This is a genomic window from Roseomonas sp. F4 (genome assembly GCF_053891155.1).
In genome coordinates, this window is sequence record NZ_JBSSHK010000001.1 from 190,076 (window position 1) to 211,952 (window position 21,877).

Here is a 21,877-nt window from a genome sequence, read left to right on the forward strand (position 1 = left end):
GTATCGATAACGCCGTCCGGCTCACCTTCCGGCGCGCCTTGCCGCAAGGGCTTTCGGACCGGCCGCGTCACGCGGCGGTCCGAATGACCTTTCAGGGGTTGGTCTTGAGATAGGCGATCAGGTCGTTGAGCTGCGTCGGGTTGCGCAGGCCGACGAAGGACATGCTGCCGCGGGGCAAGACGTCCTTGGGATTGGCGATATAGGTGCGGAGATTTTCCTCGGTCCAGGTCTGGCCGGTGCGCCATTCCTGCATATTCGCGGAATAGCGGAAGCCCTCCACCGAACCGGCGGCACGGCCGACGATGCCATGCAGGTTCGGGCCGACGCCGTTGCGGCCGCCCTCATTGATCGTGTGGCAGGCACGGCACTGGTTGAACACCCGCTGGCCGGCGGCGGCATCGCCTTCCTGCGCCTTGGCGGCGAAAGGGGCGAGAGCGAGGGCCGTGGTCAGGGTCAAAGTCAGAAAGCGCATTCGAAGCATCCTCCTTAGAAGTCCGCCCGTGCCGGTCCAAAGTGTGAAGACCGGCCTTTGGTTCCTGGACATGTGCCGACAAGCGGCGTGTTGTGGCCCGCCCCACATCGCCAAAGTGGCAGGCGGCTGTGGTAGCGCAAGGTGGTGGTCGATGAAACCTCGGTCAGTTTCGGTTGTGTACGGCAGGACGTGATGGCGGATTTCTTCGCCTCTGGCCGTGTCGCCGACCTCATCCTGCTGGTGCTGGCGGCGGAGGCGCTGCTGCTGCTGGCCTGGCGCCGCCGGACGGGGCGCGGCCTGGCCCCGCTGGCGCTGGCGGGGTTGGTGCTGCCGGGCGTGGCCCTGGTGCTGGCGCTGCGCGCGGCGCTGACCGGGGCCGGCTGGCCCTTCGTCGCGATGGCGCTGATCGCCGCCCTGGCGGCGCATCTGTTCGACCTGGCGCAGCGCCTGCGGCGCTGAACCACGGCCATTCGCCGCATTGGCGGCGGCGGCCCTTCGGCCGCTCGGCCGGCGGAAGATGCCGGCCGCGACATTCATCGCAGTGGCCGGGGCACCCGGAAGGGCAGCATGGCGTACATGGCGGGGGAGGCGAAGCGGTCCAGCGACAGGCTTTCATGGATCGCCGTCGCCTCCTGCCCCAGCAGCCGGGTGCGGATTTCGGAGCGCGAATAGAAGGGCGCATCCACCAGGGTCCGCACCAGCCGTGCCTGCCCGCCTTCCGCCCGGCTTGGCCGGGCGATGCGCCAGAAGGTCCGGGGCAGCTCCACGGGCTGCGGCGGATCGAAATCCGTCACCGCGCCGTCCCGCCCCACCCGCAGGGCCAGGGCCTGTTCCGTCCCGTCCCGCCGCTGGGTGTTGTAGAGGATGGCGGTGGCGTCGGGCATTGGCGCCCGGCACCAGTCCCAGCCGACAAAATCCTGTTCCAAGGGGGCACTGCCCCAGTTCGTGTCGAAATAGGCCGCGCCGGACCAGCGCAGCGCCGGACTGTCCAGCGTCACCTCCACCGAGGCACGGGCCGCGATCGGGTGCCAGTGGTGCCGCCCATCGGAATCAAGCTGGAAGGCGCGGTTGGACAGCGCCTCCGGCCGCAGCACCACGGTGCCGCGCAGTGGGCGGGGCAGGGGGGCGGTGACCTCCTCGAATTGCACGGTCAGGGCCTGCCCATCCCAGTGCAGCGAACTTGGGCCGATCTGAAGATGATCCGCGCTTTGCCGCAGCGCGCCGCGCCGGCGATCGGTCATCGCCCAGCCGCCGGGCGCGCCATACAGCGCCACATGCAGGCAGCAATGATCCTCCGGGTCCGCCGCCGCGCCGCCGCGCTTGGCCAGGCTGTACCAGGGCGAGAAGACGGTGCCGATGAAGGCGATGATGGTCAGCCCGTGTCGGCCATCGGCGCTCAGCGCGTCCAGATACCACCAGCCATAGCCGCGCGGCATCGCCTTGCGATCGAAAGCCCAGCCCGCTGCCGTCATCCACGATCCCCCATCACCGCCGCCGCCGCCAGCCGCCCGGACAGCGCCGCCATGGCCAGCCCCGCCCCCGGATGGGTGGTGCCGCCCGCGAGATACAGGCCGGGCAAGGCGGTGCGCGCCGCCGGCCGGCTGAAGATGGATTGCCAGCCATGCACCGCCTGGCCGTAGAGCGCGCCACCTGTGCCAGGCGCCTCCGCCTCATAATCCCGCGGCGTCACCGCCAGCACGGCATCGCGCCGCAGTGTCACGCCGGCACGCGCCATGGCGGCCAGGCTGGCGGCTTCCGCCGGGGCCGGGTCTGCCGGCCGCGCATCGGCGCGGGCCGGGGCGGCGACCAGGGCCATCAGCGGTTCCGCCTCCTCGGGGGCGGGGGCGGGGTCGTGCCGCGCCTGCGCCCAGAGGGTCACGGTCGGCACCTCCGGCATCTGGCCCCGGGCGAGGGCGGCGTATTCGGCCACGGGGTCGGCCGGATGAAACACCGTCTGGCGCGGCAGGTCCGGCCCCTCCACCCGCCCGGCCATGGCCCAGCCGAAGGCGGAGAAGGACCGCCGCGCCGCCGGCAGGCGGGGCACCGCCTTTGCCGCCGCCGCGCCGAAATGCCCGGCGGCGAGGCTCGCCGCATCGGTGGCCAGCACCACCTGGCGTGCCGCGATCCGCGTCTCATCGGCCAGGCGCAGCCCGGCGATCCGGCCGCCCTGCACCAACAGCTCCGCCACCGCCGCGCCGTGGCGAATTTCCACCCCGCGCGCCACAGCCACCGCCGCCAACGCCTCCGCCAGCCGGCCCATGCCGCCTTCGACACTGTGCAGGCCGGACATTTCCACGTGTGCCACCAGCATCAGCGTGGCCGGGGCGAGCAGCGGGGAGGAGCCGACATAGGCCGCCATCCGGCCGAACACCTGGCGCAGCCGAGGATCGTCGAACTCCCGCCCCAGCGCATCCCAGAGCGTGCCGAAGGGGGAGGTGCCGAGCTTGCCCGCCAGGGCACCCAGCGCCAGCATCCCGGGCCGCTGCGCCATCAGGAAGGGGGCTTCCAGCGCGTCGTGGCAGCGTGTGGCGCGGGCCATGAAGGCGCGGAAGCCGCGGGCGGCGGCCGGGCCGGCGAAATCGCCGATCGCCGCTTCCGCCGCCCTCCGATCCGCCAGCAGGTCGAGCTGCCGCCCATCCGGCCAGATATGGCGGCCCAGCACGGCGAGGGGGCGGAGCGTCAGATGATCCTCCAGCCGCGCCCCGCCGGTGGCGAACAGCGCCTGGAACACCGGTAGCAGGGTCAGCACCGCGGGCCCGGCTTCCACCGCCAGCCCGCCGGGATACAGCCGGCGAATCCGCCCACCCGGCGCCGCTGCGCGTTCCAGCAGCAGCACGGGGCGCCCGGCGGCGGCCAGATGGATGGCGGTCGCGAGTCCGCCAATCCCGGCCCCTACCACCAGGACCGGTGAATCGCCACGCAATGTCATGCCAGGATTGGGCGGCATGGTCCCCGCGATGTCAACTTGAATGGACAAATACAGAGAAATCGCAAGATTTGTCGTCAATTTGGATTGACGTTTGGGTGACGAATCCCCAGGTAGAAGGCAAGGCGCTTTATCCATGTGGACTGCGTCGCCATATGGGTACACACCTCGTCGTGCCGTATCCCAGCGCCGCCGATGCGTCAGCCGCCGCGGAGGTTCGCCCTGGGATGGCCGATCAATCGGATTCCCGCATGACCCGTGTCGCCGTCATCCAGCCCGACATCACCCTGAGCCTCGACTGGGAAGGTGTGATTCGTGACGCCAGCCTGTCCGACGCCATCCCCTCGGAGCGGGTGCAGGAATGGCTGGGCCGCCCCTGGATGGAGACGGTGGGGGAGATCGCGGGACTGCAGGTGCGGCGGATGGTGGAGGATGCGCGCGCCAGCGGCGTCTCCGCATATCTCCAGATCACCCAGCGCTTTCCCTCCGGCCTCGAACTGCCGATTGAATACACCACCGTCCGCCTCGGCGGGCAGGCCGGGCTGATCGCCGTTGGCAAGAATTTGCAGGCGGTGGCGGAGCTGCAATCGCGGCTGGTCGCGGCGCAGCAGGCCCGCGAACAGGATTACTGGAAGTTGCGCGAGATCGAGACCCGGTCCCGCCTGCTGTTCGATGCCTCCAGCGAGGCCGTGCTGGTGATCGCCGCCTCCACCCTCCGCATCGTCGAGGCCAATCCGGCCGCGATCCGCGAACTCGGCATGGCGCCGGGCTGGAATTTCTCGGACGAGGTCGCGCCGCGCGACCGCGCCGCGCTGCGGGACGTGCTGCTGCGCGCCCGGGAACAGGGCCGCGCGCCCGGCATCATGGTGCATCTGGGCGCGGAGGCGACGCCCTGGCTGTTGCGCGCCTCGCTGATGGCGCGCACGCCGGGGCCGGTCTTCCTGATTCAGCTCAGCCCCGCCGCCACCGCCGCGGCCGCCACCTTGCCGCGCGCCCAGAAGCTGCGCGGCGACGAGTTGCTGGAGGATCTGCCCGACGGCTTCGTGGCGCTGGATGCGGAGGGCACTATCCGCCGCGCCAATCGCGCATTCCTCGACCTCGCCGAGGCCGGGACCGAGGCCTCCATCATCGGTGAACGCCTGGACCGCTGGCTGGCCCAGCCGGGCATGGACGCTTCCGTGCTGCTGGCCACCATTGCCCAGCATGGGGAAGCCCGGCTGTTCACCACCCAGCTCACCGGCAATCTGGGCTCGGATGTCGAGGTGGAGATCTCCGGCTGCGCCGTCAGCCGCGACGGGCTGCGCATGACCGGCCTCATCATCCGCGACGTCGGCCGCCGCGTGCTGCCCTCCGGCGAGGCCGCCGCGCTGCGCACCGCGCTCGGGATGCTGGCCAATGATGTCGGCCGGGTGCCGCTGCCCACCATGGTGCGCAATACCGCGGCGCTGGTGGAACGTGCCTGCATCGAACAGGCGCTGCGTCTGGCCAATGGCAACCGCACCGCGGCGGCCGATGCGCTGGGGCTGAGCCGCCAGAGCCTCTATGCCAAGCTGGAGCGCTACGACATCGGCGAAGCGCGCGAGGTCAGCGAGGACGGCCCGAGGTGACCATCGACCTGCCCGGCGCATCCGCCGGTTCCCCTGCCTTCGGCACGGCCGATCTGTCGAATTGCGAGCGGGAGCAGATCCATCTCGCCGCCTCGATCCAGCCGCATGGCGCCCTGCTGCTGCTGCGGGAGCCGGAGCTGACGGTGCTGCAAGCCAGCGCCAACGCCGCCGCCTTTCTGGGCCTTCCCGCCCCGGCCCAGGGCCAGCGCCTCGGCGCCATCGCGCCTGACATCGCCCGCGCCATCGCCCCGCTCCTGGCCGATGCGCTGGACGTGGTGCCGGCGGCCGCGCGCATCCCGCCGGGCCAGGCGGGCGTGGCGCTGGATGCGCAGATCCACCGCCCCGCCGGCGGCGGCCTGATCCTGGAGCTGGAACGCGCGGCGCAGGATGGCGACGCGACGCAGCGGCTGGAGCCCGCCTTGCAGGCGATTCTCGGCAGCTATGCCCTGCGCCCGCTTTGCGAGGAGCTGTGCCGCATCTTCCGCGGCCTGACCGGCTATGACCGCGTCATGGTCTATCGCTTCGACGAGGACGGCCATGGCGAGGTCCTCGCCGAGGAACATGCAGCGGGGATGGAGCCCTATCTCGGCAATCGCTACCCGGCCTCCGACATCCCGGCCATCGCGCGGCGGCTGTATATCCGCAGCCGCGTCCGGGTGGTGACGGATATCCACTACGCGCCCGTGCCGCTGGAGCCCCGCCTGTCGCCGCTGACCGGGCAGGATCTGGACATGTCGCTGTGCATCCTGCGCAGCACCTCCCCCATGCATGTCCAGTATGTGAAGAACATGGGCGTGGGCGCGACGCTGGTCGCCTCCATCCTGGTGGGCGGGCGGCTCTGGGGGCTGATTTCCTGCCACCACCAGACCCCGCGCCGCATTCCCTTCGCGCTGCGCGCCGTCACCGAATTGCTGGCGGAGGCCGTGGGCACCCGCATCGCCGCGCTGGAATCCTTCGTCCAGTCGCAGGCCGAGCTCGCCGTGCGCCGGCTGGAACAGCGGATGATCGAGGCGATCACCCGCGACGGCGACTGGCGCACCGCGCTGTTCGACAATGCCCAGACCCTGCTGCTGCCGCTGGGGGCCAGCGGCGCCGCGCTGCTGTTCGAGGGCAGCACGCAGACCGCCGGCGAGGTGCCCGGCACCGCCGGGCTGCGCGACCTGGGCAAATGGCTGGACAGCCGGCCGCGGGCGCCGGTGATCGCGACCGCCGCCCTGTCGGTCGATGCGCCGCATCTGGCCGGGCTGACCCGGGTGGCCAGCGGGGTGCTGGCGGCGCCGATTTCCACCGCGCCGGGGGAGTATCTGATCTGGTTCCGGCCGGAACAGGTCTCCACCGTCACCTGGGGCGGTGATCCGACCAAGCCGGTGACGGTGGGCGATGACCCCCGTGACCTGTCGCCGCGCCGGTCCTTTGCCAAGTGGAACCAGGTGGTGGAGGGGCGGGCGGAGCCCTGGTCGCCCAAGGATCTCGCCACCGCGCGGCTGATCGGCGACACGGTCACCGATGTGGTGCTGCAATTCCGCTCCGTCCGCATGCTGATTGCGGAGGACCAGCTCGCCCAGGTGCGGCGCCAAGTCGGGCTTTCCGCCCAGCCGGTGGTGATCTGCGACCCTGCCGGCAATATCGACCTGCGCAACGAGGCCTTCGACCGGCTGTTGCCGGGCCTGCGCGGCGCCGCGCCGCGCCGCATCGACCATCTGCTGCCCTATTTCGCCGATTCCGCCGATGTCGGCCGGCGGTTGCGCGACGTGCTGGAGAATCGCCGGTCCTGGCGCGGAGAGGTGCGGCTGGCCGATGGCCAGGGTGCCGGCCAGACCGGGGGGCGCCCTGTGCTGGTGCGGGCCGATCCGGTGTTTTCCGCCCCCGACCGCGTGCTGGGCTTTGTCTTCCTTTTCAACGATCTGGCCGAGCGCAAGGCGGCGGAGGCGGCGCGCCGCCGCTTCCAGGCCGGGATCGAGGAAGGCAGCCGACGCCCCGCCGGCCGTTTCGACCGTCAGGCGGACCTCGCCTATCAGGCGATCCTCGCCTCGGTGGTGGAGAACGCGCAGCTCGCGGCGCTGGAGATCGCCGACGGGGTGGACGTGGCGCAGATGCCGGATCTGCTCGAATCGGTCCGCGCCTCCGTCGCCCGCACGGCCACCGTGCTCGAAACGCTGATCCGCCATGGCAGCGCCCCGCCCCCTGCCGAGGATGGCTGAGGCCATGCCCGGCGACGCTGCCCGACAGGCCCTTCGGCAGGCCACCGGCGCGGTGCATGAGCGGTTGCATGGCGTACCGGTCTTCGCGCGGCTGGCCGCGGGCCGCATCGGGCCCGCCGAATATGTGGGGCTGCTGCGCCGGCTGCTGGGCTTCCATCTGGGGGTCGAGGCGGTTCTGAGCGGCGGACCTTCGCTCACCCCCTACGGAATCGCGCTGGACCAGCGCCGGCGGTCCCCCCTGCTGGTGGCGGACCTCGTCGCCCTGCGCGCGGCGCCGGTCGCCCCGGTGGCGGCGCTGCCGGAACCATCCTGCGCCGGCTTCGCCATGGGCTGCCTCTATGTGCTGGAGGGCTCCACCCTGGGCGGGCAGCATCTGGCGCGCGCCCTGGATGGGGTGCTGCCGGGGGAGGTGGGGCGCAGCTTTTTGCTGGGCTATGGCGCCCGACACGGGGTGATGTGGCGCGAATGCTGCGCCGCCATCGAGGCCTGCGGGGCGGAGGCCGGGCGGCTGGCCCGGATGATCGCCGGCGCCGAGGTGACCTTTGCCCGGTTCGAAAGCTGGTTCGCGCCGCAGCCCGGCTGATTCGGACGGATGGGGGCCGGACTATCCGCGCCGCGCCATCGCCAGGTAATTCACCCCGAGATCCTTCGTCTCCGACCATTGGCCGGTGGCGGACATGCGCATCCCGGCCAGGTCGGTGATCCGGTAGCCGGTCGGGCGCAAAGCCGCGCCCAGCTCCCCGGGCGTGATGAACATCCGCCAGTCATGGGTGCCCACCGGCAGCAGCCGCAGCAGATATTCGGCGCCGAGCTTGGCCATCAGGAAGGACCGCGCGGTGCGATTGAGCGTCGAGAGGAAGATCGGCGCCTCCGGCTTCGCCAGCGCCGCCAGCGCGCCCAGGAACTGGGCACGGTCCTCGACATGCTCGATCACCTCCAGCGCCACCACGGCATCGAAGCGCCGGCCCTCCGCCAGCAGATCCTCCGGCCCGCCCTGGCGGTAGTCGATGGACAGGCCATCGGCGGCGGCATGGTCCCGCGCGGCCTCCAGCGCCGCGCCGGCCGCATCCAGGCCGGTCACGGTCGCGCCCATGCGGGCGAAGGCTTCCGAGGCCAGACCGGCGCCGCAGCCGACATCCAGGATGGTCGTGCCGGTCAGGTCGCGCCCGCCGAGGCGATCGGCGATCCAGCCGGTGCGCAGCGGGTTCATCCGGTGCAGCGGGCGCATCGGGCCGTCGGGATTCCACCATTCGCCCGCCAGCGCATCGAATTTGCGGCGCTCGGCCTCCACCGTGGTGCCGATTTTCGCCGCTGCGCTGTTCGTCATGGCTGCATCCCTCCGCGTCATGGTTGCCCGCCGGCGATCCCCCCGTTATCTGTCCGCGCCCCGGCGAGGCGCAACAGGGGTTGCCTCGCCAAGCTATCTGGACCCACCCCCCGGACCCGAGCATGGCCCGCATCGTGATGAAGTTCGGCGGCACCTCCGTCGCCGATCTCGACCGTATCCGTAATGTCGCGCAGCGCGTGAAGCGCGAGGTCGAGGCTGGCCATGAGGTGGCCGTGGTGGTCTCCGCCATGTCCGGCGTGACCAACCAGCTGGTGAAATGGTGCCAGGAACTGTCACCGCTGCATGATGCGCGGGAATACGACACGGTGGTGGCGACCGGCGAACAGGTGACCATTGGCCTGCTTGCCATCGCCTTGCAGACGGCGGGCGTCGATGCCCGGTCCTGGCAGGGCTGGCAGGTGCCGATCCGCACCGACAATGCCCATGGCAAGGCCCGGGTGGACAGCATCGAGGGTGCGCTGCTGATCGAGCGGATGAAGATGGGCCAGGTGCCGGTCGTCGCCGGCTTTCAGGGCATCGGCCCGGACAACCGGGTGACCACGCTGGGCCGCGGCGGGTCCGACCTGTCCGCGGTGGCCATCGCCGCGGCGGTGAAAGCGGATCGTTGCGATATCTATACGGATGTCGATGGCGTCTATACCACCGACCCACGCATCGTGCCCCGCGCCCGCAAGCTGGAACGCATTTCCTATGAGGAAATGCTGGAACTGGCCTCGGTGGGGGCCAAGGTGTTGCAGACCCGTTCCGTCGAGCTGGCGATGAAGCAGCGGGTGCGGGTTCAGGTGCTTTCGAGCTTCGAGGACAAGCCCGGCTCGCTTGTCGTGGATGAGGATGAAATCGTGGAACAGCCCATCGTCTCCGGCATCGCCTATTCGCGCGACGAGGCCAAGGTGACGCTTCGCAGCGTGCCGGACCGGCCGGGCATCGCCGCCTCCGTCTTCGGCCCGCTCTCGGCGGCCAATGTGAATGTGGACATGATCGTGCAGAACATCGGCGCCGATGGCAGTACGGACATGACCTTCACCCTCGGCCGGTCGGACCTGCCCCGCGCCCGCGACCTGCTGGAGAAGCAGCAGGAGGCGATCGGCTTCGAGGCGCTGATCGCCGACCCTGACGTGGCCAAGATCTCCGTCGTGGGCATCGGCATGCGCACCCATGCGGGCGTCGCCGCCACCATGTTCAAGACGCTGTCGGAGAAGGGCATCAACATCCAGGTCATTTCGACCAGCGAGATCAAGGTCAGCGTGCTGGTGGCCGCCGACTACACGGAACTGGCGGTGCGCGCCCTGCACACCGCCTATGGCCTGGACGGGCCCGAGCCCGCCCGGCGCGGAGAGGGCTGAGAGGATGGATGCGCTGTTGACCCAGGCCCCCGCCGGCGTGCCGGCTGACACCCCCGCCGCCGCGCCGCCCGAGGCGTTCGCCGCCGTCGATGCGCTGATGGCGCGCGGCGCTGCCTTCTTCGGCAGCCGCTACGCCATCATGGGTGGGGCCATGTCCTGGGTCAGCGAGCGCAACCTGGTCGCGGCCCTGTCCAATGCCGGCGCCTTCGGCGTGATCGCCTGTGGCGCGATGGAGCCTGACCGGCTGGCGCAGGAAATCGTCGCCACCCAGGCGCTGACGACCAAGCCGTTCGGCGTGAACCTGATCACCATGCACCCGCGGCTGGACCAGCTGGTGCAGACCTGTATCGACCACAAGGTGGGCCACATCGTCTTCGCCGGCGGCATCCCGCCCGGCTCCGCCATCAAGGCGGCCAAGGATGGCGGCGCCAAGGTGATGTGTTTCGCCCCCGCCCTCGCCTTGGCCAAGAAGCTGGTGCGCTCCGGCGCCGATGCGCTGGTGATCGAGGGAAGCGAGGCCGGCGGCCATATCGGGCCGGTTTCGCTGACCGTCCTGGCGCAGGAGATCCTGCCGCATATTCGCGACGTGCCCGTGTTTGTTGCAGGCGGCATCGGGCGGGGGGAGGCGATCCTCTCCTATCTGGAAATGGGGGCGGCCGGCGCGCAGCTCGGCACCCGTTTCGTCTGCGCCACGGAATCCATTGCCCATCCGGCCTTCAAGAAGGCCTTCATCCGTGGCGCGGCGCGGGATGCGCTGCCGACCATCCAGCTGGATGAGCGGTTCCCGGTGATTCCTGTCCGCGCCTTGCAGAATGGCGGCACGAAGCGCTTCCTGGAGCATCAGGCCGCGACCATCAGCCGCTTCCTGGCCGGCGAGGTGGAGAAAGGCGCGGCGCAGCTGGAAATCGAGCATTTCTGGGCCGGCGCGCTGCGTCGCGCGGTGATCGATGGCGATGTCGAGAACGGATCTCTGATGGCCGGGCAGAGCGTGGGCCTGGTGACGCGGGAACAGCCCGTGGCCGAGATCGTTCAGGAACTTGTCACACAAGCGGCCGTCGCGCTGGCTGCGCGGCGGGGCTAGATTATTCGGGATAAATCCCTGTCCTGGCAGTTGGCTGCGCGGCGTCCCTGAGATTCTGCGCCGCCTGCACCGGAATCGGTTTGCGGGCTGAATGGCCCCGCGCTAGGTGTCTCAGCCGTGGCCTATGACATGAAACGCACCTCCCGTCACATCGACACCAGCGGCGCTGAAGCCGCCCGCGTGGGCGAGGAGCTGCGCGACTCGCGCCTCTCCCTCGGCCTGTCCGTGGAGGAGATGGCGCAGCGCCTGCGCATCCGCCGCCCCTATCTGGAAGCGTTGGAAGAAGGCCGTGTGCGCGACCTGCCTGGCCCGGCCTATGCGGTCGGTTTCGTTCGGGCCTATGCGGTGGCGCTCGGCCTCGATGCGGATGAGATGGTGCGCCGCTTCCGCGACATGTCCGGCGCGGCGGTGAACGGCAAGACCAACCTGGTCTTCCCTGAACCCGTGCCGGAACGCGGCGTGCCGGCCGGTGCCGTGGTGGTGGTGGGCGCGGTGCTGGCGATCTGTGCCTATGTCGCCTGGTACAATATCTCGGGCACCGGCAACCGCATGGTCGATGCGGTGCCACCCGTGCCGGAACGTCTTGAAGCGGCTGCCGAGCAGGGCCGCGCGCAATTGCCGGGGCGGGATGCCGCGCGTGCGTCGGCCGGTGGCACACCGCCGGTCGGCACCCTGCCCATGGGCGCATTGCCGCCGCTGGGCGGCGGGGCCCCCGGCGCCGGCGCCAATACCGCGGCACAGGCCGCCACCGTGCCGGTGCCGCCGCCTGTGGTACAGCCCGCACCAACCGCCGCCGCGCCGGTCGCGGCCGCCCCAGTGGCACCGCCGGCCATTGTCATCCCCGGTCTGCCCGAAGGCACCCGCGTGGCGTTGCGCGCCCGGACGGATGGCCCCGACGGCGCCTGGGTGCAGGTGCGGGAAGGCCGTTCCGGCCAGGTGCTGGTCAATCGCGTGCTGCGTCCCGGCGAATTCTGGGCGGTGCCGGTGCGGGAGGGGCTGCTGCTCGATACCGGCCGGGCGCAAGGCCTGGACATCGTGGTGGACGGTGCCATTTCCGAGGCGTTGGACGGACAGGTGGGCGTGCGGCGCAACATCTCCCTCGCCCCCGACCGCCTCCGCAACCGTGCCCCGGCGACGGGGAACGGCACTGGCACAGCCGGGGTCGGCGCGACCGGAACCGGAACGACCGGGGGCGGCACGCGCTGAGATGCGTCGCCGGCCAGGCCCTGTGAGGGGCAGGCCGGGGAGCCTATGCTGAGCCGGCCCGGGACGAACGCCCGCTGGGAAGATCGCAGGGAAACCGCATGGCCTACCGACCCTATCAGCAGATCACCCGCCGCAAGTCGCGGCTGATCCATGTCGGCAAGGTCCCGGTCGGCGGCGACAGCCCGATCACCGTCCAGACCATGACCAACACGCCGACCGAGGATGCGGCCGCGACCATCGCACAGATCCGCAAGTCGGAACTGGCCGGGGTCGATATCGTCCGCGTCTCCGTCCCGACGCCGGAGGCCACCGCGGCCCTGGCCGAGATCGTGCGGGAGGTGAATGTCCCGATCGTCGCGGATGTGCATTTCCACTACCGCCGCGCCATCGAGGCCGCCCAGGCCGGTGCCGCCTGCCTGCGCATCAACCCGGGCAATATCGGCAGCAAGGAACGGGTCAAGGAGGTGGTGCAGGCCGCCCGTGACCATGGCTGTTCCATCCGCATCGGCGTGAATGCGGGCAGCCTGGAGAAGCACCTCCTGGAGAAATACGGCGAGCCGAACCCGGAGGCGCTGGTGGAAAGCGCCCTCTGGCACGCCGACCATCTGCTCCAGGAAGGTTTTGACAACTTCAAGATCAGCGTGAAGGCCTCCGACGTCTTCCTGGCCGTGGCGGCCTATCAGCAGCTGGCGGAGGCCTGCGACCATCCGCTGCATATCGGCATCACCGAGGCCGGCGGGCGGCGGGCGGGCACGGTGAAGTCCTCCATCGGTCTCGGATCGCTGCTCTGGGCCGGCATTGGCGACACGCTGCGGGTTTCGCTTAGCGCGGAGCCTGAAGAAGAAGTCTCGGTGGGCTGGGACCTGCTGAAATCGCTGCATATCCGCCATCGCGGGGTGAAGGTGATCTCCTGCCCCTCCTGCGCCCGGCAGGGTTTTGACGTGATCCGCACGGTGGAGAAGCTGGAGGACCGGCTGTCCCACATCGATCAGCCGATTTCCCTCAGCATCATTGGCTGCGTGGTGAATGGGCCCGGCGAGGCGCTGATGACCGATATCGGCCTGACCGGCGGCGGCGCGGGCACGCACATGGTCTATGGCATGGGCAAGACCAGCCACACGGTGAAGACTGACGAGATGGTGGAGCACATCGTGCAGTTGGTGGAAGCGCGGGCGGCGGCGATGAAGGCGGCGAAGGACGCCGAGACCGCGGCGGCGGCCGAGACGGCGCAGGCGGCGGAGTAGGTCCATGCATCCCTCGATCCTCGCCCATCAGGCGGAGATCGCGGCGCTGTGCCGGCGCTTTGGCGTGACCCGCCTGGAGGTTTTTGGCTCCGCTGCGCGGGGGGAGGATTTCGACCCCGCGAGCAGCGATGTGGACCTGCTGGTGTAGTTCACGCCCGAGGCGCGGTTCGACTTTGCCAATTTTGCCGATCTGAAGGACGCCCTCGAGGCCCTGTTCGGCCGCCGGGTGGACCTGATCGACCGGCCGGCGATCGAGAAGAGCCAGACTGCGTTCCGCCGTGTCCGCATCCTGGGCGATGCCCAACTGCTGTTCGCCGCGTGACTCGCGCGCCGCGCGACGATGCCGCCTTGCTGCGGGATATCCTGAAGTCGGCGGAGTCCGCGCTGCGCTTCGCGGAAGGTCTGGACGAGGCGGCCTGGCGGATGACGCCTGGCTTCAAGGCGGCCCATCCGGATGTCCCGTGGCAGGCCATGGCGGGCATGCGCCACCGGATCGTGCATGACTATACCTAGGTGGATCTCGACCTGGTCTGGCGGATCGTGACGGCTGAGTTGTCGCCCCTGGTTAGCCGCCTGCGCCCCCTGGTTCCGCCAGATGAAGGGGCCTGACGCGCCAGCCTCTTGCCGACGCCCGCGCGCCGTTCTACCCGCCATGCCATGGCAAACCCTCCGCTCCAGCCCGTCCGCGGCACCCGTGACCTGATCGGTGAGGATTTTCGCGCACATCACCACGTGATCTCGGCCGCGCGGCGCATCACCGCGCTCTATGGCTATGAGGAATGGGCGACCCCGATCTTCGAGGCCACCGGCGTCTTCGCCCGCAGCCTGGGCGAGACCTCTGACGTCGTGTCCAAGGAGATGTATTCCTTCGAGGATCGCGGCGGTGATTCCATCACCCTGCGGCCGGAAAACACCGCCGGCATCTGCCGCGCCCTGGTCTCCAACGGCCTGACCCAGTCCAACCTGCCGCGCAAGGTCTTCTACGCCGGCCCCATGTTCCGCTACGAGCGCCCCCAGAAGGGCCGTTACCGCCAGTTCCACCAGATCGGCGCCGAGGTGCTGGGCGCGGCTGAGCCGCTGGCGGATGCCGAAGTGATCGCCGCCGGCTGGCACATCCTGCAGGACCTCGGCATCAGCGAGGGCGTGGTGCTGGAGATCAACACGCTAGGCGACGCGGAAAGCCGCGACGCCTATCGTGCCGCGCTGGTGGAGCATTTCACCGCGCATCAGTCGGGGCTGTCCCAGGACAGCCAGGTGCGACTGGCCAAAAACCCGATGCGCATCCTGGACAGCAAGGATGAGGGCGACCGGCGCATCGTCGCCACCGCGCCGACCATCGAGCCCTTCCTGACCGAAAAGGCCTCGGCCTTCTTCGAGGCGGTACTGCGCCACTTGGCGACCTTTGGCGTGCCGGTTCGAAAAAATCCGCGGATCGTGCGGGGGCTCGACTATTACAGCCACACCGCCTTCGAATTCGTCACCGACCGCCTCGGCGCCCAGGGCACCGTGATGGCGGGTGGTCGCTATGACGGGCTGGTGGAGGAAATGGGCGGTCCGGCGACTCCCTGCGTCGGCTGGGCGGCGGGGGTGGAGCGGCTGTCCATGCTGCTCGCCGCCACGCCGCCGGCGCCGCGCCCCGTCGCGGTGATCCCGGTGGGGGAGGCGCAGGAAGTCGCGGCGCTCGGCCTGCTGCAGGAATTGCGCCGCGCCGGCATCCCGGCCGAGATCGCCTATAAGGGCAATCTGAAGCGTCGGATGGAGCGGGCCAACAAGCTCTCCGCCCGCGCTGCGCTGATCCTGGGTGAGGATGAGCTGGCGCAGGGCCAGGTGCAGCTGCGGGACCTCGATGCCGGCAGCCAGGCGACCATCCCCCTGGCCGAGGCGGTCAGCCGCCTGAGCGCATGAGCCTCCCGCAAAAACTCGACCGGCTGCTGAGCCGGGCGGATGAGGTGCGGCACGCGCTGAACACCGCCGATGGCGCGCAGGTCGGCGCGCTGTCCAAGGAGCTTTCCGAACTTGATCCGCTGGTCGAGAAGGTCTCAGCCTATCGCGCCGCCGAGAAGGCGCGGGACGAGGCGGAGGCCATGCTGGCGGACCCGGAAATGCGGGAGCTGGCCGAGGCCGAGTACTACGAGTTGCGCGACAGCCTGCCGCGGCTGGAACGCGAAATCCGCCTGATGCTGCTGCCGCGCGACGCCGCCGACAGCCGCAGCGCCATCCTGGAAATCCGCCCCGCCGCCGGCGGCGACGAGGCGGCGCTGTTCGCGGCGGAGCTTTTCGGCGCCTATCAGCGCTATGCCGCGACCCAGGGCTGGCGCTTCGAGATCCTGGATTACGACGCCAGCGACCTCGGCGGCGTGAAGGGCGCGACCGCGGGCATCGAGGGGCGGGGGGTCTTCGCCAAGCTGAAGTTCGAATCGGGCGTGCATCGCGTGCAGCGTGTGCCGGCGACGGAAACCCAGGGCCGCATCCACACCTCCACCGTCACCGTCGCCGTGCTGCCGGAGGCGGAGGAGGTGGACGTCCATATCAATGAGGGTGATCTGCGCATCGACACCTACCGTGCCTCCGGCGCCGGCGGGCAGCATGTGAACAAGACCGACAGTGCCGTCCGCATCACCCACATCCCCTCCGGCGTCGTGGTGGCGATGCAGGAGGAGAAGTCGCAGCACAAGAACAAGGCCAAGGCCATGAAGGTGCTGCGTGCCCGGCTCTATGAGGCCGAGCGTGCGCGGGTCGCCGGCGTCCGCGCGGCCGACCGCAAGGGCCAGGTCGGCACCGGTGACCGGTCCGAGCGCATCCGCACCTACAACTTTCCCCAGGGCCGGGTGACGGACCATCGCATCGGCCTGACGCTGCACAAGATCGACCGCGTGATGCTGGGCGAATTCGAGGACATCATCGGCGCCCTGACCGCGGAGGATGAGGCCGCCCGCCTGGCCGCCGAGGGCGAATGAGCGCCTGCGAACCCAAGGGTCCTGAGCCGGGCGAGACGGTCGGCGCCTTCCTCTGTCAGGCGGGCCAGCTTCTGCGGGCGGCCGCCATCGATAGCCCGCGCCTGGAAGCCCGCCTGCTGCTCGCCCATGCCATGGGCGCCACCTCCGAACAGCTTTTGCGTGATCCCCGCGCGATGGTGCCGCCGGAGGCCGTCGCCCGATTTGGCCCCGCCCTGAAGGCCCGCCTGGCCCATGTGCCGATGGCGCATATCCTGGGCCGGCAGGGGTTCTGGACGCTGGACCTCGCCGTCTCGCCCGCCACGCTGATCCCGCGCCCCGATTCCGAATCGCTGGTGGAGGCGGCGCTGGAAGCCCTGCCGGACCTGGCGGCGGCGCTGCGTGTGCTGGACCTGGGCACCGGCACGGGCTGCCTGCTGCTCGCGGTGCTGTCGGAGCGCCCGAACGCCTTCGGCATCGGTGTGGACCGTGCGCCTGCGGCGGCGGCACTGGCGGCGGCAAATGCCGCTGCCAATGGCCTTGCGGACCGCAGCGCCTTCCTGGCCGGGGACTGGGCCACGGCGCTGGCCGGGCGCTTCGACCTCGTGCTGTCGAACCCCCCCTATATCGAAACCGCCACCATCCAGGACTTGATGCCGGAGGTGGCGCGGCATGAGCCCGCGCTGGCGCTGGATGGCGGGGCGGATGGGCTCGATGCCTACCGCATGCTCACCGCCGCCCTGCCAGGGCTGCTGGCGCCGGGCGGCGTGGCGGTGCTGGAACTCGGCCAGGGTCAGCGCGCCGCTGTGGAATCCCTGGCCCGGGAGGCAGGACTGCTGCCGCTATCCTGCCGCCCGGATCTTGGCGGGGTGGAGCGGGCCTTGGTCCTCGCCGGCCCTCAGCCGTCAGAAGATCAGCGGCGGCGCCACATGGTCGAAGGCGGGTAGCCGCAGCACTTCCGCCCCGCGCCAGTCCAGCGTGGCATCGCTGCCGTTCAGGAAGCGCAGGAAGGGGGTGATGCGGCCCGGGCGATCGAGCTGCACGACCCAGTCGCGATAGCATTCCGCCATGAAGGCGGTGAAGGTGTGGTAGCGGAACACGGTCTCGCCATCCGCCTCGATGCCGGCATAGACCTCATTGTTGCGCCCGGAGGCGGCGAAATCGGCGCGCACCAGATAGCGCCCGGCCGGCAATGACATGGCCTCCGTCAGCCTCGCCCCGCCGGCCGCGTCGCGGGTGAAGGCGGCGGCGGGCAGTCGGGCCACCACTTCCTGCCGCGGATCGAAGTAGGGCGAGTCGCCGGTCTTCTCCGACGGCACGAACAGCACGTTGTTCACCCCGGTCGGATTGGAGAAATCCTCGCCTTTGGTGATGCGGCGATAGCTGCCGAGATCGACGGCGAGGTAGCCCGCCGCGATCAGCAGTTCATGGCAACGCATGTCATCCGGCGCCTGTTCCAGCGCCATGATGGGCCGGCCCTCCGCGATCAGCTTCGCACTGCCTCGCAGGGCGTCCAGCTCCGCCCCCTCGATGTCCATCTTGATGAAGCTGGGGCTGAGGCCGGTGGCGGCGATGAAATCATCCAGCGCCAAAGTGGGCACGGGAATGCCGCCGGCGCCCTGCTCGACGCGATCATTCAGGTGGCTGCCCTCGGCGATATGCACGAAGTCGCCGCTGCGATTCCAGATGGCCCGGTGGTACAGCGTGACATTGTGGCAGCCCGCCGCGACCATGTTGTGATGGGTGCGGCCGATGATGCGGGGACTGGCCTCGAAGGCGCAGATGGTGCCGCGCGGCCCGGCCTGGCGGGACATCTGCATGGCGAAGGCGCCCGCATTGGCGCCGACATCGAAGGCGATGTCGCCCGGCCGCACATGGTCGCGCACCGCAAGCTGCACCACCGGTTCCCACAGGGACCGTTCCCACCAGGCTTGCAGCGGAAAATCCGCATGCCGCGCCAGCCGCGCCAGCTCCGCCCCATGCGGGGTGGGTGCGGCGCCGGGCAGGCGCAGCGCCCGGGCGACTTCCTCCTCCAACAAGGTCACGCTCTGGCGGAGCTGTAGGGTGCCGGTGGCGCGGCGCAGGGTGTCGAGGATCAGACGGCGCATGGGTCAGTTCCGTGAGGTCAGGCGCGGCGGGCGACGAGGCGGAATGCGATGGACGGATGCGAGCGGTCGTTTTCGTCGATCGGGCCGTTCCGGGGATTGCGGCGGCGATTCTCGAAGCCGGAACCATGCTGTGCCAGCATTGGCAGGTCCAGAGCAGCCCCGCGGGCGTTCCGTACTGCGATCTGTCGGATCAGGGCGGTGAGGCCCTTGGCACCTCGGATCAGGTCGAGAATCCTGGCGCGCATTCCAACCTCAAATTGATTTGTCCCACCTCTAGCCGTGTCATTCTGTGGCGTCCAGGCTCGACCGGCGGGGGTAAGCGGGTTAGGACCACGGGCAGGAAACACCACGCCGGAAGGTTCCTATCCGAAATGATTACGCTCGATGCCTGGCTCGCGGAGGCGGAGGCGCTGCTGGCCAGTACCCGTGCCCAGGGGCTGGATGCCGCGATGGATGCGGCCGTTACGGCCACGGTCACGGCTCTGATGGCGGGCAAGCCGCTGCTGGTTTGCGGCAATGGTGGCTCCGCCGCCGATGCGCAGCACATTGTGGGTGAGATGGTGGGGCGCTTCCTGCGGGAACGCCGCGCGCTGAAGGCGATTTGCCTGTCCTCCAACCCCGCGGTGCTGACGGCCTGGTCCAACGACTACAGCTACGCCACCGTCTTCGCCCGCCAGGTGGAAGCCTATGGCGAGGCCGGCGGCGTGATTCTCGGCCTGTCCACCTCCGGCAATTCGGAGAATGTGGTGCTGGCCTTCGAAGCCGCGCGGAAGCTCGGCATGGCGACCATCGGCCTGACCGGCCAGGGTGGTGGCAAGATGGCGGCGGTGTCCGACCATCTGCTGGCGGTGCCGTCCAAGTCCACGCCGGCGATCCAGCAGGTGCATCTGGCCCTGTACCATTGCTACTGCGCCGCCGTGGAAGCCCGGATCGCCGATGCGTGATGGGTTGCCGCGGCAGGCGGCCATTTTGGTTGGCGGCCGCGGCACGCGCCTCGGCGCGCTGACCGATGCCATCCCCAAGCCGATGGTGGAGGTCGCGGGCCGCCCCTTCCTCGACTGGCTGGTGGAGGAGGTGGCGCGATTCGGCATTCCCCGCATCACCCTGATGGCCGGCTATCTCGGCCACACCATCCGCGACCGCTATGACGGCCAGATGGTCCGCGGCAGCCGGGTGGAGGTGGTGGTGGAGCCGGAGCCGCTGGGCACCGGCGGCGGATTGCGCCTGTTCGCCGGTCGGCTGGAAGACGAATTCCTGCTGCTGAACGGCGATACCCGTTTCGACGTGAACCTGCTGGACCTGCCGCTGCATGCCGGCGACGCGCTGGCCACCCTGGCGCTGCGCCGCACCGCGCCGGGCGCCCGCTATGGCACGGTGGAGGTCTCGGATGAGGGTCGCATCTCGGGCTTTGCCGCCCGCAGCCCGGAGCGGACCGGGCCAATCAATGGCGGCATCTACTGGCTGCGCAAACCGATCCTGGACCATATCGGCCCGGGGGCCGTCTCGCTGGAATCGGACGTCTTTCCGAAGCTGGCCCAGGCCGGGATGCTGCGCGGCGGGCTTTATGATGGCGCTTTCATCGACATCGGCATCCCCGAGGACCTAGCCGCCGCTCAGACCGTGATCCCGGCCATGGCCCATCGCCGGGCGCTGTTCCTGGACCGCGACGGGGTGCTGATCGAGGATACAGGCTGGCCACATGACCCGGCCCAGGTGCGCTGGATGCCCGGCGCGGCGGCGGCGGTGAAGCGGGCCAATGACGCAGGCTGGTTCGTCTTCGTCGTGACCAATCAGGCGGGTGTCGCCAAGGGCAAGTTTCCGGAAAGCCAGATCCATGTGATGCATGGCTGGATGGCCGGCGTGCTGGCCGCGGCCGGCGCGCATGTCGATGCCTTCGAATACAGCCCGAACCATCCGGAGGCCCCGCTGCCGCAATACCGGCTGGATTGCCGCCGCCGGAAGCCCAATCCGGGCATGGTGCAGGATCTGCTCGCCGGCTGGCCGGTGGTGGCGGAAGGCTCCTTCCTGATCGGCGACAAGCAGTCCGACCTGGATGCGGCCGCGGCCTGTGGCCTGCCGGGGCATCTTTTCACCGGCGGCGACCTGGACGCTTTCCTGGCCCGGCTGCTGCCCGCGTGATGTTCGTGATTGCCGATCCCGGTCTCAACGGGCCGGCGGGGCATCACCTGTCCTACAGCGCGGCGGTGGCGGGGGCGGCCTTGGCGGCCGGGCTGGCGCCGCTGGTGCTGGCCGGGCAGGGTTTTACAGGCACGATAGAGGCGGGGCGCATTCCGGTCCGCGCCGTGTTCGGCGCGCGCTATCAAAGTGCGGGCGGCGGCGGGATGGGGCGGCGGCTGGCCTTCGGGCTCGCCTCGCATCTGCCGGCGCCGCTGGCCGGGCTGGTCGCGCCGCCGCTGCGGGCGCTGCGTCGGCGGCTGCGCCAGGGACGCGCGGCGGATGCGCTGGGGCAGGAGCTGGCGGCGGAGCTGAGCCGGATCGGCGCCGGGCCCGGCGACCGGCTGCTGCTGCACAGCGTCTCCGGCGCCAATCTGCATTCCGTGGCCACCACGCCCGGCCTGCCCGCCGTGACGCTGCTGGTGGTGCTGCGCCGCATGCCGGCGGAGATGGAGGCGGATGACCCGGCGCCGGAGCCGCTGCGCGCCTTGTTCGCCCGGCTGCAGGCCCGTTTCGGCGCTGATCTGCGGCTGTTCGCCGATACCGAACCCCTGGCCCGCCAATTCGCCGACCTGTCCGGACTGGCGGTGCGCCCGGTGCCGCTGCCCGTGGAGGTGCCGCCGATGCCGGACGCGCGCCCGGCGGGCGGATTGCCGCATGTGGTGTTTTCCGGCGGCGCCCGCGCCGAGAAGGGGTTTTCACGATTGCCGGAGGCGATCGCCGCCGTGGCCGGCCGGGCGCGCTTCACCGTGCAGTCCGGGCCAGTAGGGGCGGAGGCGGATCCCCTGGTGCAGCAAGCGCAACGGTCGCTGCGCGCCCGCGGCGACGTTACCCTGGTGGAACGGGCGTTGGAGCCCGCGGATTACGCCGCATTGATGGCCGCCGCCGACCTTCTGCTGCTGCCCTATGACGGCGCCGTCTATGGCGCCCGCAGCAGCGGCATCCTGGCCGAGGCGCTGGCGCTGGGTCTGCCCGCGGTGGTGCCGGATGGCTGCTGGATGGCGGAGGCCGCGGGAGCGGAGCGGGCCGTTGCCATCCCCCCCGGTGCGGCTGTAGGCCCCCGCCTGGCGGAGGCGCTGGACCGGCTGCCCAGCCTGACCGAAGCCGCCCGGCGGGGCGCCCCGGCCTGGCGTGCGCATCACAATCCGGGAACGTTGCTACAGACGCTTCTCACCGAATGCTGACCTGCCACTCCAGGTTGCTCCTGGCTATGGCCCATCCTATACGCGGCTC

22 protein-coding genes are annotated in these 21,877 nt (G+C 70.3%); 16 read left to right on the forward strand and 6 right to left on the reverse strand.

Annotated elements, in window-relative coordinates; all coding sequences use genetic code 11:
• Positions 1–91: 91 nt before the first annotated feature.
• A complete protein-coding gene (locus tag ACVFYP_RS00915) occupies positions 92–472 on the reverse strand; it encodes a c-type cytochrome (protein ID WP_499198236.1) in 381 nt (126 codons plus the stop codon).
• 144 nt (positions 473–616) lie between these two features.
• Between ACVFYP_RS00915 and ACVFYP_RS00920 the strand changes: the two genes are divergently transcribed.
• Positions 617–931: a hypothetical protein gene (locus tag ACVFYP_RS00920; RefSeq protein ID WP_499198237.1), complete on the forward strand. Its 315-nt coding sequence runs from the start codon at positions 617–619 to the stop codon at positions 929–931.
• Positions 932–1,005: 74 nt separating this feature from the next.
• On the opposite strand, the gene ACVFYP_RS00925 is transcribed toward ACVFYP_RS00920, so the two are convergent.
• Positions 1,006–1,944: a carotenoid 1,2-hydratase family protein gene (locus ACVFYP_RS00925; protein WP_499198238.1), complete on the reverse strand. Its 939-nt coding sequence runs from the start codon at positions 1,942–1,944 to the stop codon at positions 1,006–1,008.
• Positions 1,941–3,419, reverse strand: coding sequence for a phytoene desaturase family protein (locus ACVFYP_RS00930; protein WP_499198239.1), 1,479 nt, complete (start codon positions 3,417–3,419; stop codon positions 1,941–1,943). The genes ACVFYP_RS00925 and ACVFYP_RS00930 overlap by 4 nt, the downstream gene beginning before the upstream one ends.
• Before the next feature lie 230 nt (positions 3,420–3,649).
• Here ACVFYP_RS00930 and ppsR point away from each other — a divergent pair, with 230 nt between their 5' ends.
• Genes ppsR through ACVFYP_RS00945 form a run of 3 tightly spaced genes read left to right on the forward strand, consistent with a single transcriptional unit; the run spans position 3,650 to position 7,789 of the window.
• Positions 3,650–5,005: a transcriptional regulator PpsR gene (ppsR, locus tag ACVFYP_RS00935; protein ID WP_499198240.1), complete on the forward strand. Its 1,356-nt coding sequence runs from the start codon at positions 3,650–3,652 to the stop codon at positions 5,003–5,005.
• Complete coding sequence (locus ACVFYP_RS00940) at positions 5,002–7,206, forward strand: GAF domain-containing protein (RefSeq protein WP_499198241.1); 2,205 nt, start codon at positions 5,002–5,004, stop codon at positions 7,204–7,206. Before ppsR ends, ACVFYP_RS00940 begins: the two co-directional genes overlap by 4 nt.
• Positions 7,207–7,210: 4 nt before the next feature.
• The gene (locus tag ACVFYP_RS00945) at positions 7,211–7,789 is read left to right on the forward strand and encodes a biliverdin-producing heme oxygenase (RefSeq protein ID WP_499198242.1); all 579 of its coding nucleotides are present in this window, start codon (positions 7,211–7,213) and stop codon (positions 7,787–7,789) included.
• Positions 7,790–7,810: 21 nt separating this feature from the next.
• Here the strand turns inward: ACVFYP_RS00945 and ubiG are convergent, their stop codons facing one another.
• Complete coding sequence (ubiG, locus tag ACVFYP_RS00950) at positions 7,811–8,533, reverse strand: bifunctional 2-polyprenyl-6-hydroxyphenol methylase/3-demethylubiquinol 3-O-methyltransferase UbiG (protein WP_499198243.1); 723 nt, start codon at positions 8,531–8,533, stop codon at positions 7,811–7,813.
• A 122-nt stretch (positions 8,534–8,655) separates the two neighbouring features.
• Between ubiG and ACVFYP_RS00955 the strand changes: the two genes are divergently transcribed.
• The 9 genes from ACVFYP_RS00955 to prmC all read left to right on the forward strand — a co-directional run bounded on the left by ACVFYP_RS00955 (position 8,656) and on the right by prmC (position 17,308).
• A complete protein-coding gene (locus tag ACVFYP_RS00955) occupies positions 8,656–9,897 on the forward strand; it encodes an aspartate kinase (protein WP_499198244.1) in 1,242 nt (413 codons plus the stop codon).
• Between the two features lie 97 nt (positions 9,898–9,994).
• On the forward strand, positions 9,995–10,978 hold the full coding sequence (locus ACVFYP_RS00960) for an NAD(P)H-dependent flavin oxidoreductase (protein WP_499199522.1): 984 nt from the start codon (positions 9,995–9,997) through the stop codon (positions 10,976–10,978).
• Between the two features lie 129 nt (positions 10,979–11,107).
• Positions 11,108–12,184, forward strand: a complete 1,077-nt coding sequence (locus ACVFYP_RS00965) for a helix-turn-helix domain-containing protein (protein ID WP_499198245.1) — start codon at positions 11,108–11,110, stop codon at positions 12,182–12,184.
• Positions 12,185–12,282: 98 nt separating this feature from the next.
• Positions 12,283–13,428: a flavodoxin-dependent (E)-4-hydroxy-3-methylbut-2-enyl-diphosphate synthase gene (ispG, locus tag ACVFYP_RS00970; RefSeq protein WP_499198246.1), complete on the forward strand. Its 1,146-nt coding sequence runs from the start codon at positions 12,283–12,285 to the stop codon at positions 13,426–13,428.
• Between the two features lie 4 nt (positions 13,429–13,432).
• Positions 13,433–13,576, forward strand: coding sequence for a nucleotidyltransferase family protein (locus ACVFYP_RS00975; RefSeq protein WP_499198247.1), 144 nt, complete (start codon positions 13,433–13,435; stop codon positions 13,574–13,576).
• A 170-nt stretch (positions 13,577–13,746) separates the two neighbouring features.
• Positions 13,747–13,941 carry a HepT-like ribonuclease domain-containing protein gene (locus ACVFYP_RS00980; protein ID WP_499198248.1) on the forward strand — a complete coding sequence of 65 codons (195 nt, stop codon included), beginning with the start codon at positions 13,747–13,749 and terminating at the stop codon, positions 13,939–13,941.
• Positions 13,942–14,085: 144 nt separating this feature from the next.
• A complete protein-coding gene (gene hisS, locus ACVFYP_RS00985; protein WP_499198249.1) occupies positions 14,086–15,333 on the forward strand; it encodes a histidine--tRNA ligase in 1,248 nt (415 codons plus the stop codon).
• Positions 15,330–16,385 (forward strand): peptide chain release factor 1, encoded by a 1,056-nt coding sequence (gene prfA / locus ACVFYP_RS00990; RefSeq protein WP_499198250.1) that lies wholly within the window; start codon positions 15,330–15,332, stop codon positions 16,383–16,385. Before hisS ends, prfA begins: the two co-directional genes overlap by 4 nt.
• Positions 16,382–17,308, forward strand: a complete 927-nt coding sequence (prmC, locus tag ACVFYP_RS00995) for a peptide chain release factor N(5)-glutamine methyltransferase (protein WP_499198251.1) — start codon at positions 16,382–16,384, stop codon at positions 17,306–17,308. The genes prfA and prmC overlap by 4 nt, the downstream gene beginning before the upstream one ends.
• Here prmC and ACVFYP_RS01000 read toward each other — a convergent pair.
• Positions 17,267–18,469, reverse strand: a complete 1,203-nt coding sequence (locus tag ACVFYP_RS01000; protein WP_499198252.1) for an FkbM family methyltransferase — start codon at positions 18,467–18,469, stop codon at positions 17,267–17,269. The two genes, prmC and ACVFYP_RS01000, sit on opposite strands and share 42 nt — an antisense overlap.
• Before the next feature lie 17 nt (positions 18,470–18,486).
• Positions 18,487–18,714 (reverse strand): hypothetical protein, encoded by a 228-nt coding sequence (locus ACVFYP_RS01005; protein ID WP_499198253.1) that lies wholly within the window; start codon positions 18,712–18,714, stop codon positions 18,487–18,489.
• Positions 18,715–18,840: 126 nt separating this feature from the next.
• Between ACVFYP_RS01005 and ACVFYP_RS01010 the strand changes: the two genes are divergently transcribed.
• The 3 genes from ACVFYP_RS01010 to ACVFYP_RS01020 are packed head-to-tail and all read left to right on the forward strand — an operon-like array spanning position 18,841 to position 21,828.
• Positions 18,841–19,413 (forward strand): D-sedoheptulose-7-phosphate isomerase, encoded by a 573-nt coding sequence (locus ACVFYP_RS01010; RefSeq protein ID WP_499198254.1) that lies wholly within the window; start codon positions 18,841–18,843, stop codon positions 19,411–19,413.
• Positions 19,406–20,608 (forward strand): HAD-IIIA family hydrolase, encoded by a 1,203-nt coding sequence (locus ACVFYP_RS01015; protein WP_499198255.1) that lies wholly within the window; start codon positions 19,406–19,408, stop codon positions 20,606–20,608. The genes ACVFYP_RS01010 and ACVFYP_RS01015 overlap by 8 nt, the downstream gene beginning before the upstream one ends.
• Positions 20,608–21,828 carry a glycosyltransferase gene (locus ACVFYP_RS01020; RefSeq protein ID WP_499199523.1) on the forward strand — a complete coding sequence of 407 codons (1,221 nt, stop codon included), beginning with the start codon at positions 20,608–20,610 and terminating at the stop codon, positions 21,826–21,828. The genes ACVFYP_RS01015 and ACVFYP_RS01020 overlap by 1 nt, the downstream gene beginning before the upstream one ends.
• Positions 21,829–21,877: the final 49 nt, after the last annotated feature.

What these genes read in the sequence shown, in the direction of transcription:
- ACVFYP_RS00915 (WP_499198236.1), bottom strand. Translation starts at nt 472, where the DNA reads ATGCGCTTTCTGACTTTGACCCTGACCACGGCCCTCGCTCTCGCCCCT.
- ACVFYP_RS00925 (WP_499198238.1), bottom strand. Translation starts at nt 1,944, where the DNA reads ATGACGGCAGCGGGCTGGGCTTTCGATCGCAAGGCGATGCCGCGCGGC.
- ACVFYP_RS00930 (WP_499198239.1), bottom strand. Translation starts at nt 3,419, where the DNA reads ATGCCGCCCAATCCTGGCATGACATTGCGTGGCGATTCACCGGTCCTG.
- ppsR (WP_499198240.1), top strand. Translation starts at nt 3,650, where the DNA reads ATGACCCGTGTCGCCGTCATCCAGCCCGACATCACCCTGAGCCTCGAC.
- ACVFYP_RS00945 (WP_499198242.1), top strand. Translation starts at nt 7,211, where the DNA reads ATGCCCGGCGACGCTGCCCGACAGGCCCTTCGGCAGGCCACCGGCGCG.
- ubiG (WP_499198243.1), bottom strand. Translation starts at nt 8,533, where the DNA reads ATGACGAACAGCGCAGCGGCGAAAATCGGCACCACGGTGGAGGCCGAG.
- ACVFYP_RS00955 (WP_499198244.1), top strand. Translation starts at nt 8,656, where the DNA reads ATGGCCCGCATCGTGATGAAGTTCGGCGGCACCTCCGTCGCCGATCTC.
- ACVFYP_RS00960 (WP_499199522.1), top strand. Translation starts at nt 9,995, where the DNA reads ATGGCGCGCGGCGCTGCCTTCTTCGGCAGCCGCTACGCCATCATGGGT.
- ACVFYP_RS00965 (WP_499198245.1), top strand. Translation starts at nt 11,108, where the DNA reads ATGAAACGCACCTCCCGTCACATCGACACCAGCGGCGCTGAAGCCGCC.
- ispG (WP_499198246.1), top strand. Translation starts at nt 12,283, where the DNA reads ATGGCCTACCGACCCTATCAGCAGATCACCCGCCGCAAGTCGCGGCTG.
- ACVFYP_RS00975 (WP_499198247.1), top strand. Translation starts at nt 13,433, where the DNA reads ATGCATCCCTCGATCCTCGCCCATCAGGCGGAGATCGCGGCGCTGTGC.
- hisS (WP_499198249.1), top strand. Translation starts at nt 14,086, where the DNA reads ATGGCAAACCCTCCGCTCCAGCCCGTCCGCGGCACCCGTGACCTGATC.
- prfA (WP_499198250.1), top strand. Translation starts at nt 15,330, where the DNA reads ATGAGCCTCCCGCAAAAACTCGACCGGCTGCTGAGCCGGGCGGATGAG.
- prmC (WP_499198251.1), top strand. Translation starts at nt 16,382, where the DNA reads ATGAGCGCCTGCGAACCCAAGGGTCCTGAGCCGGGCGAGACGGTCGGC.
- ACVFYP_RS01000 (WP_499198252.1), bottom strand. Translation starts at nt 18,469, where the DNA reads ATGCGCCGTCTGATCCTCGACACCCTGCGCCGCGCCACCGGCACCCTA.
- ACVFYP_RS01005 (WP_499198253.1), bottom strand. Translation starts at nt 18,714, where the DNA reads ATGCGCGCCAGGATTCTCGACCTGATCCGAGGTGCCAAGGGCCTCACC.
- ACVFYP_RS01010 (WP_499198254.1), top strand. Translation starts at nt 18,841, where the DNA reads ATGATTACGCTCGATGCCTGGCTCGCGGAGGCGGAGGCGCTGCTGGCC.
- ACVFYP_RS01015 (WP_499198255.1), top strand. Translation starts at nt 19,406, where the DNA reads ATGCGTGATGGGTTGCCGCGGCAGGCGGCCATTTTGGTTGGCGGCCGC.
- ACVFYP_RS01020 (WP_499199523.1), top strand. Translation starts at nt 20,608, where the DNA reads ATGTTCGTGATTGCCGATCCCGGTCTCAACGGGCCGGCGGGGCATCAC.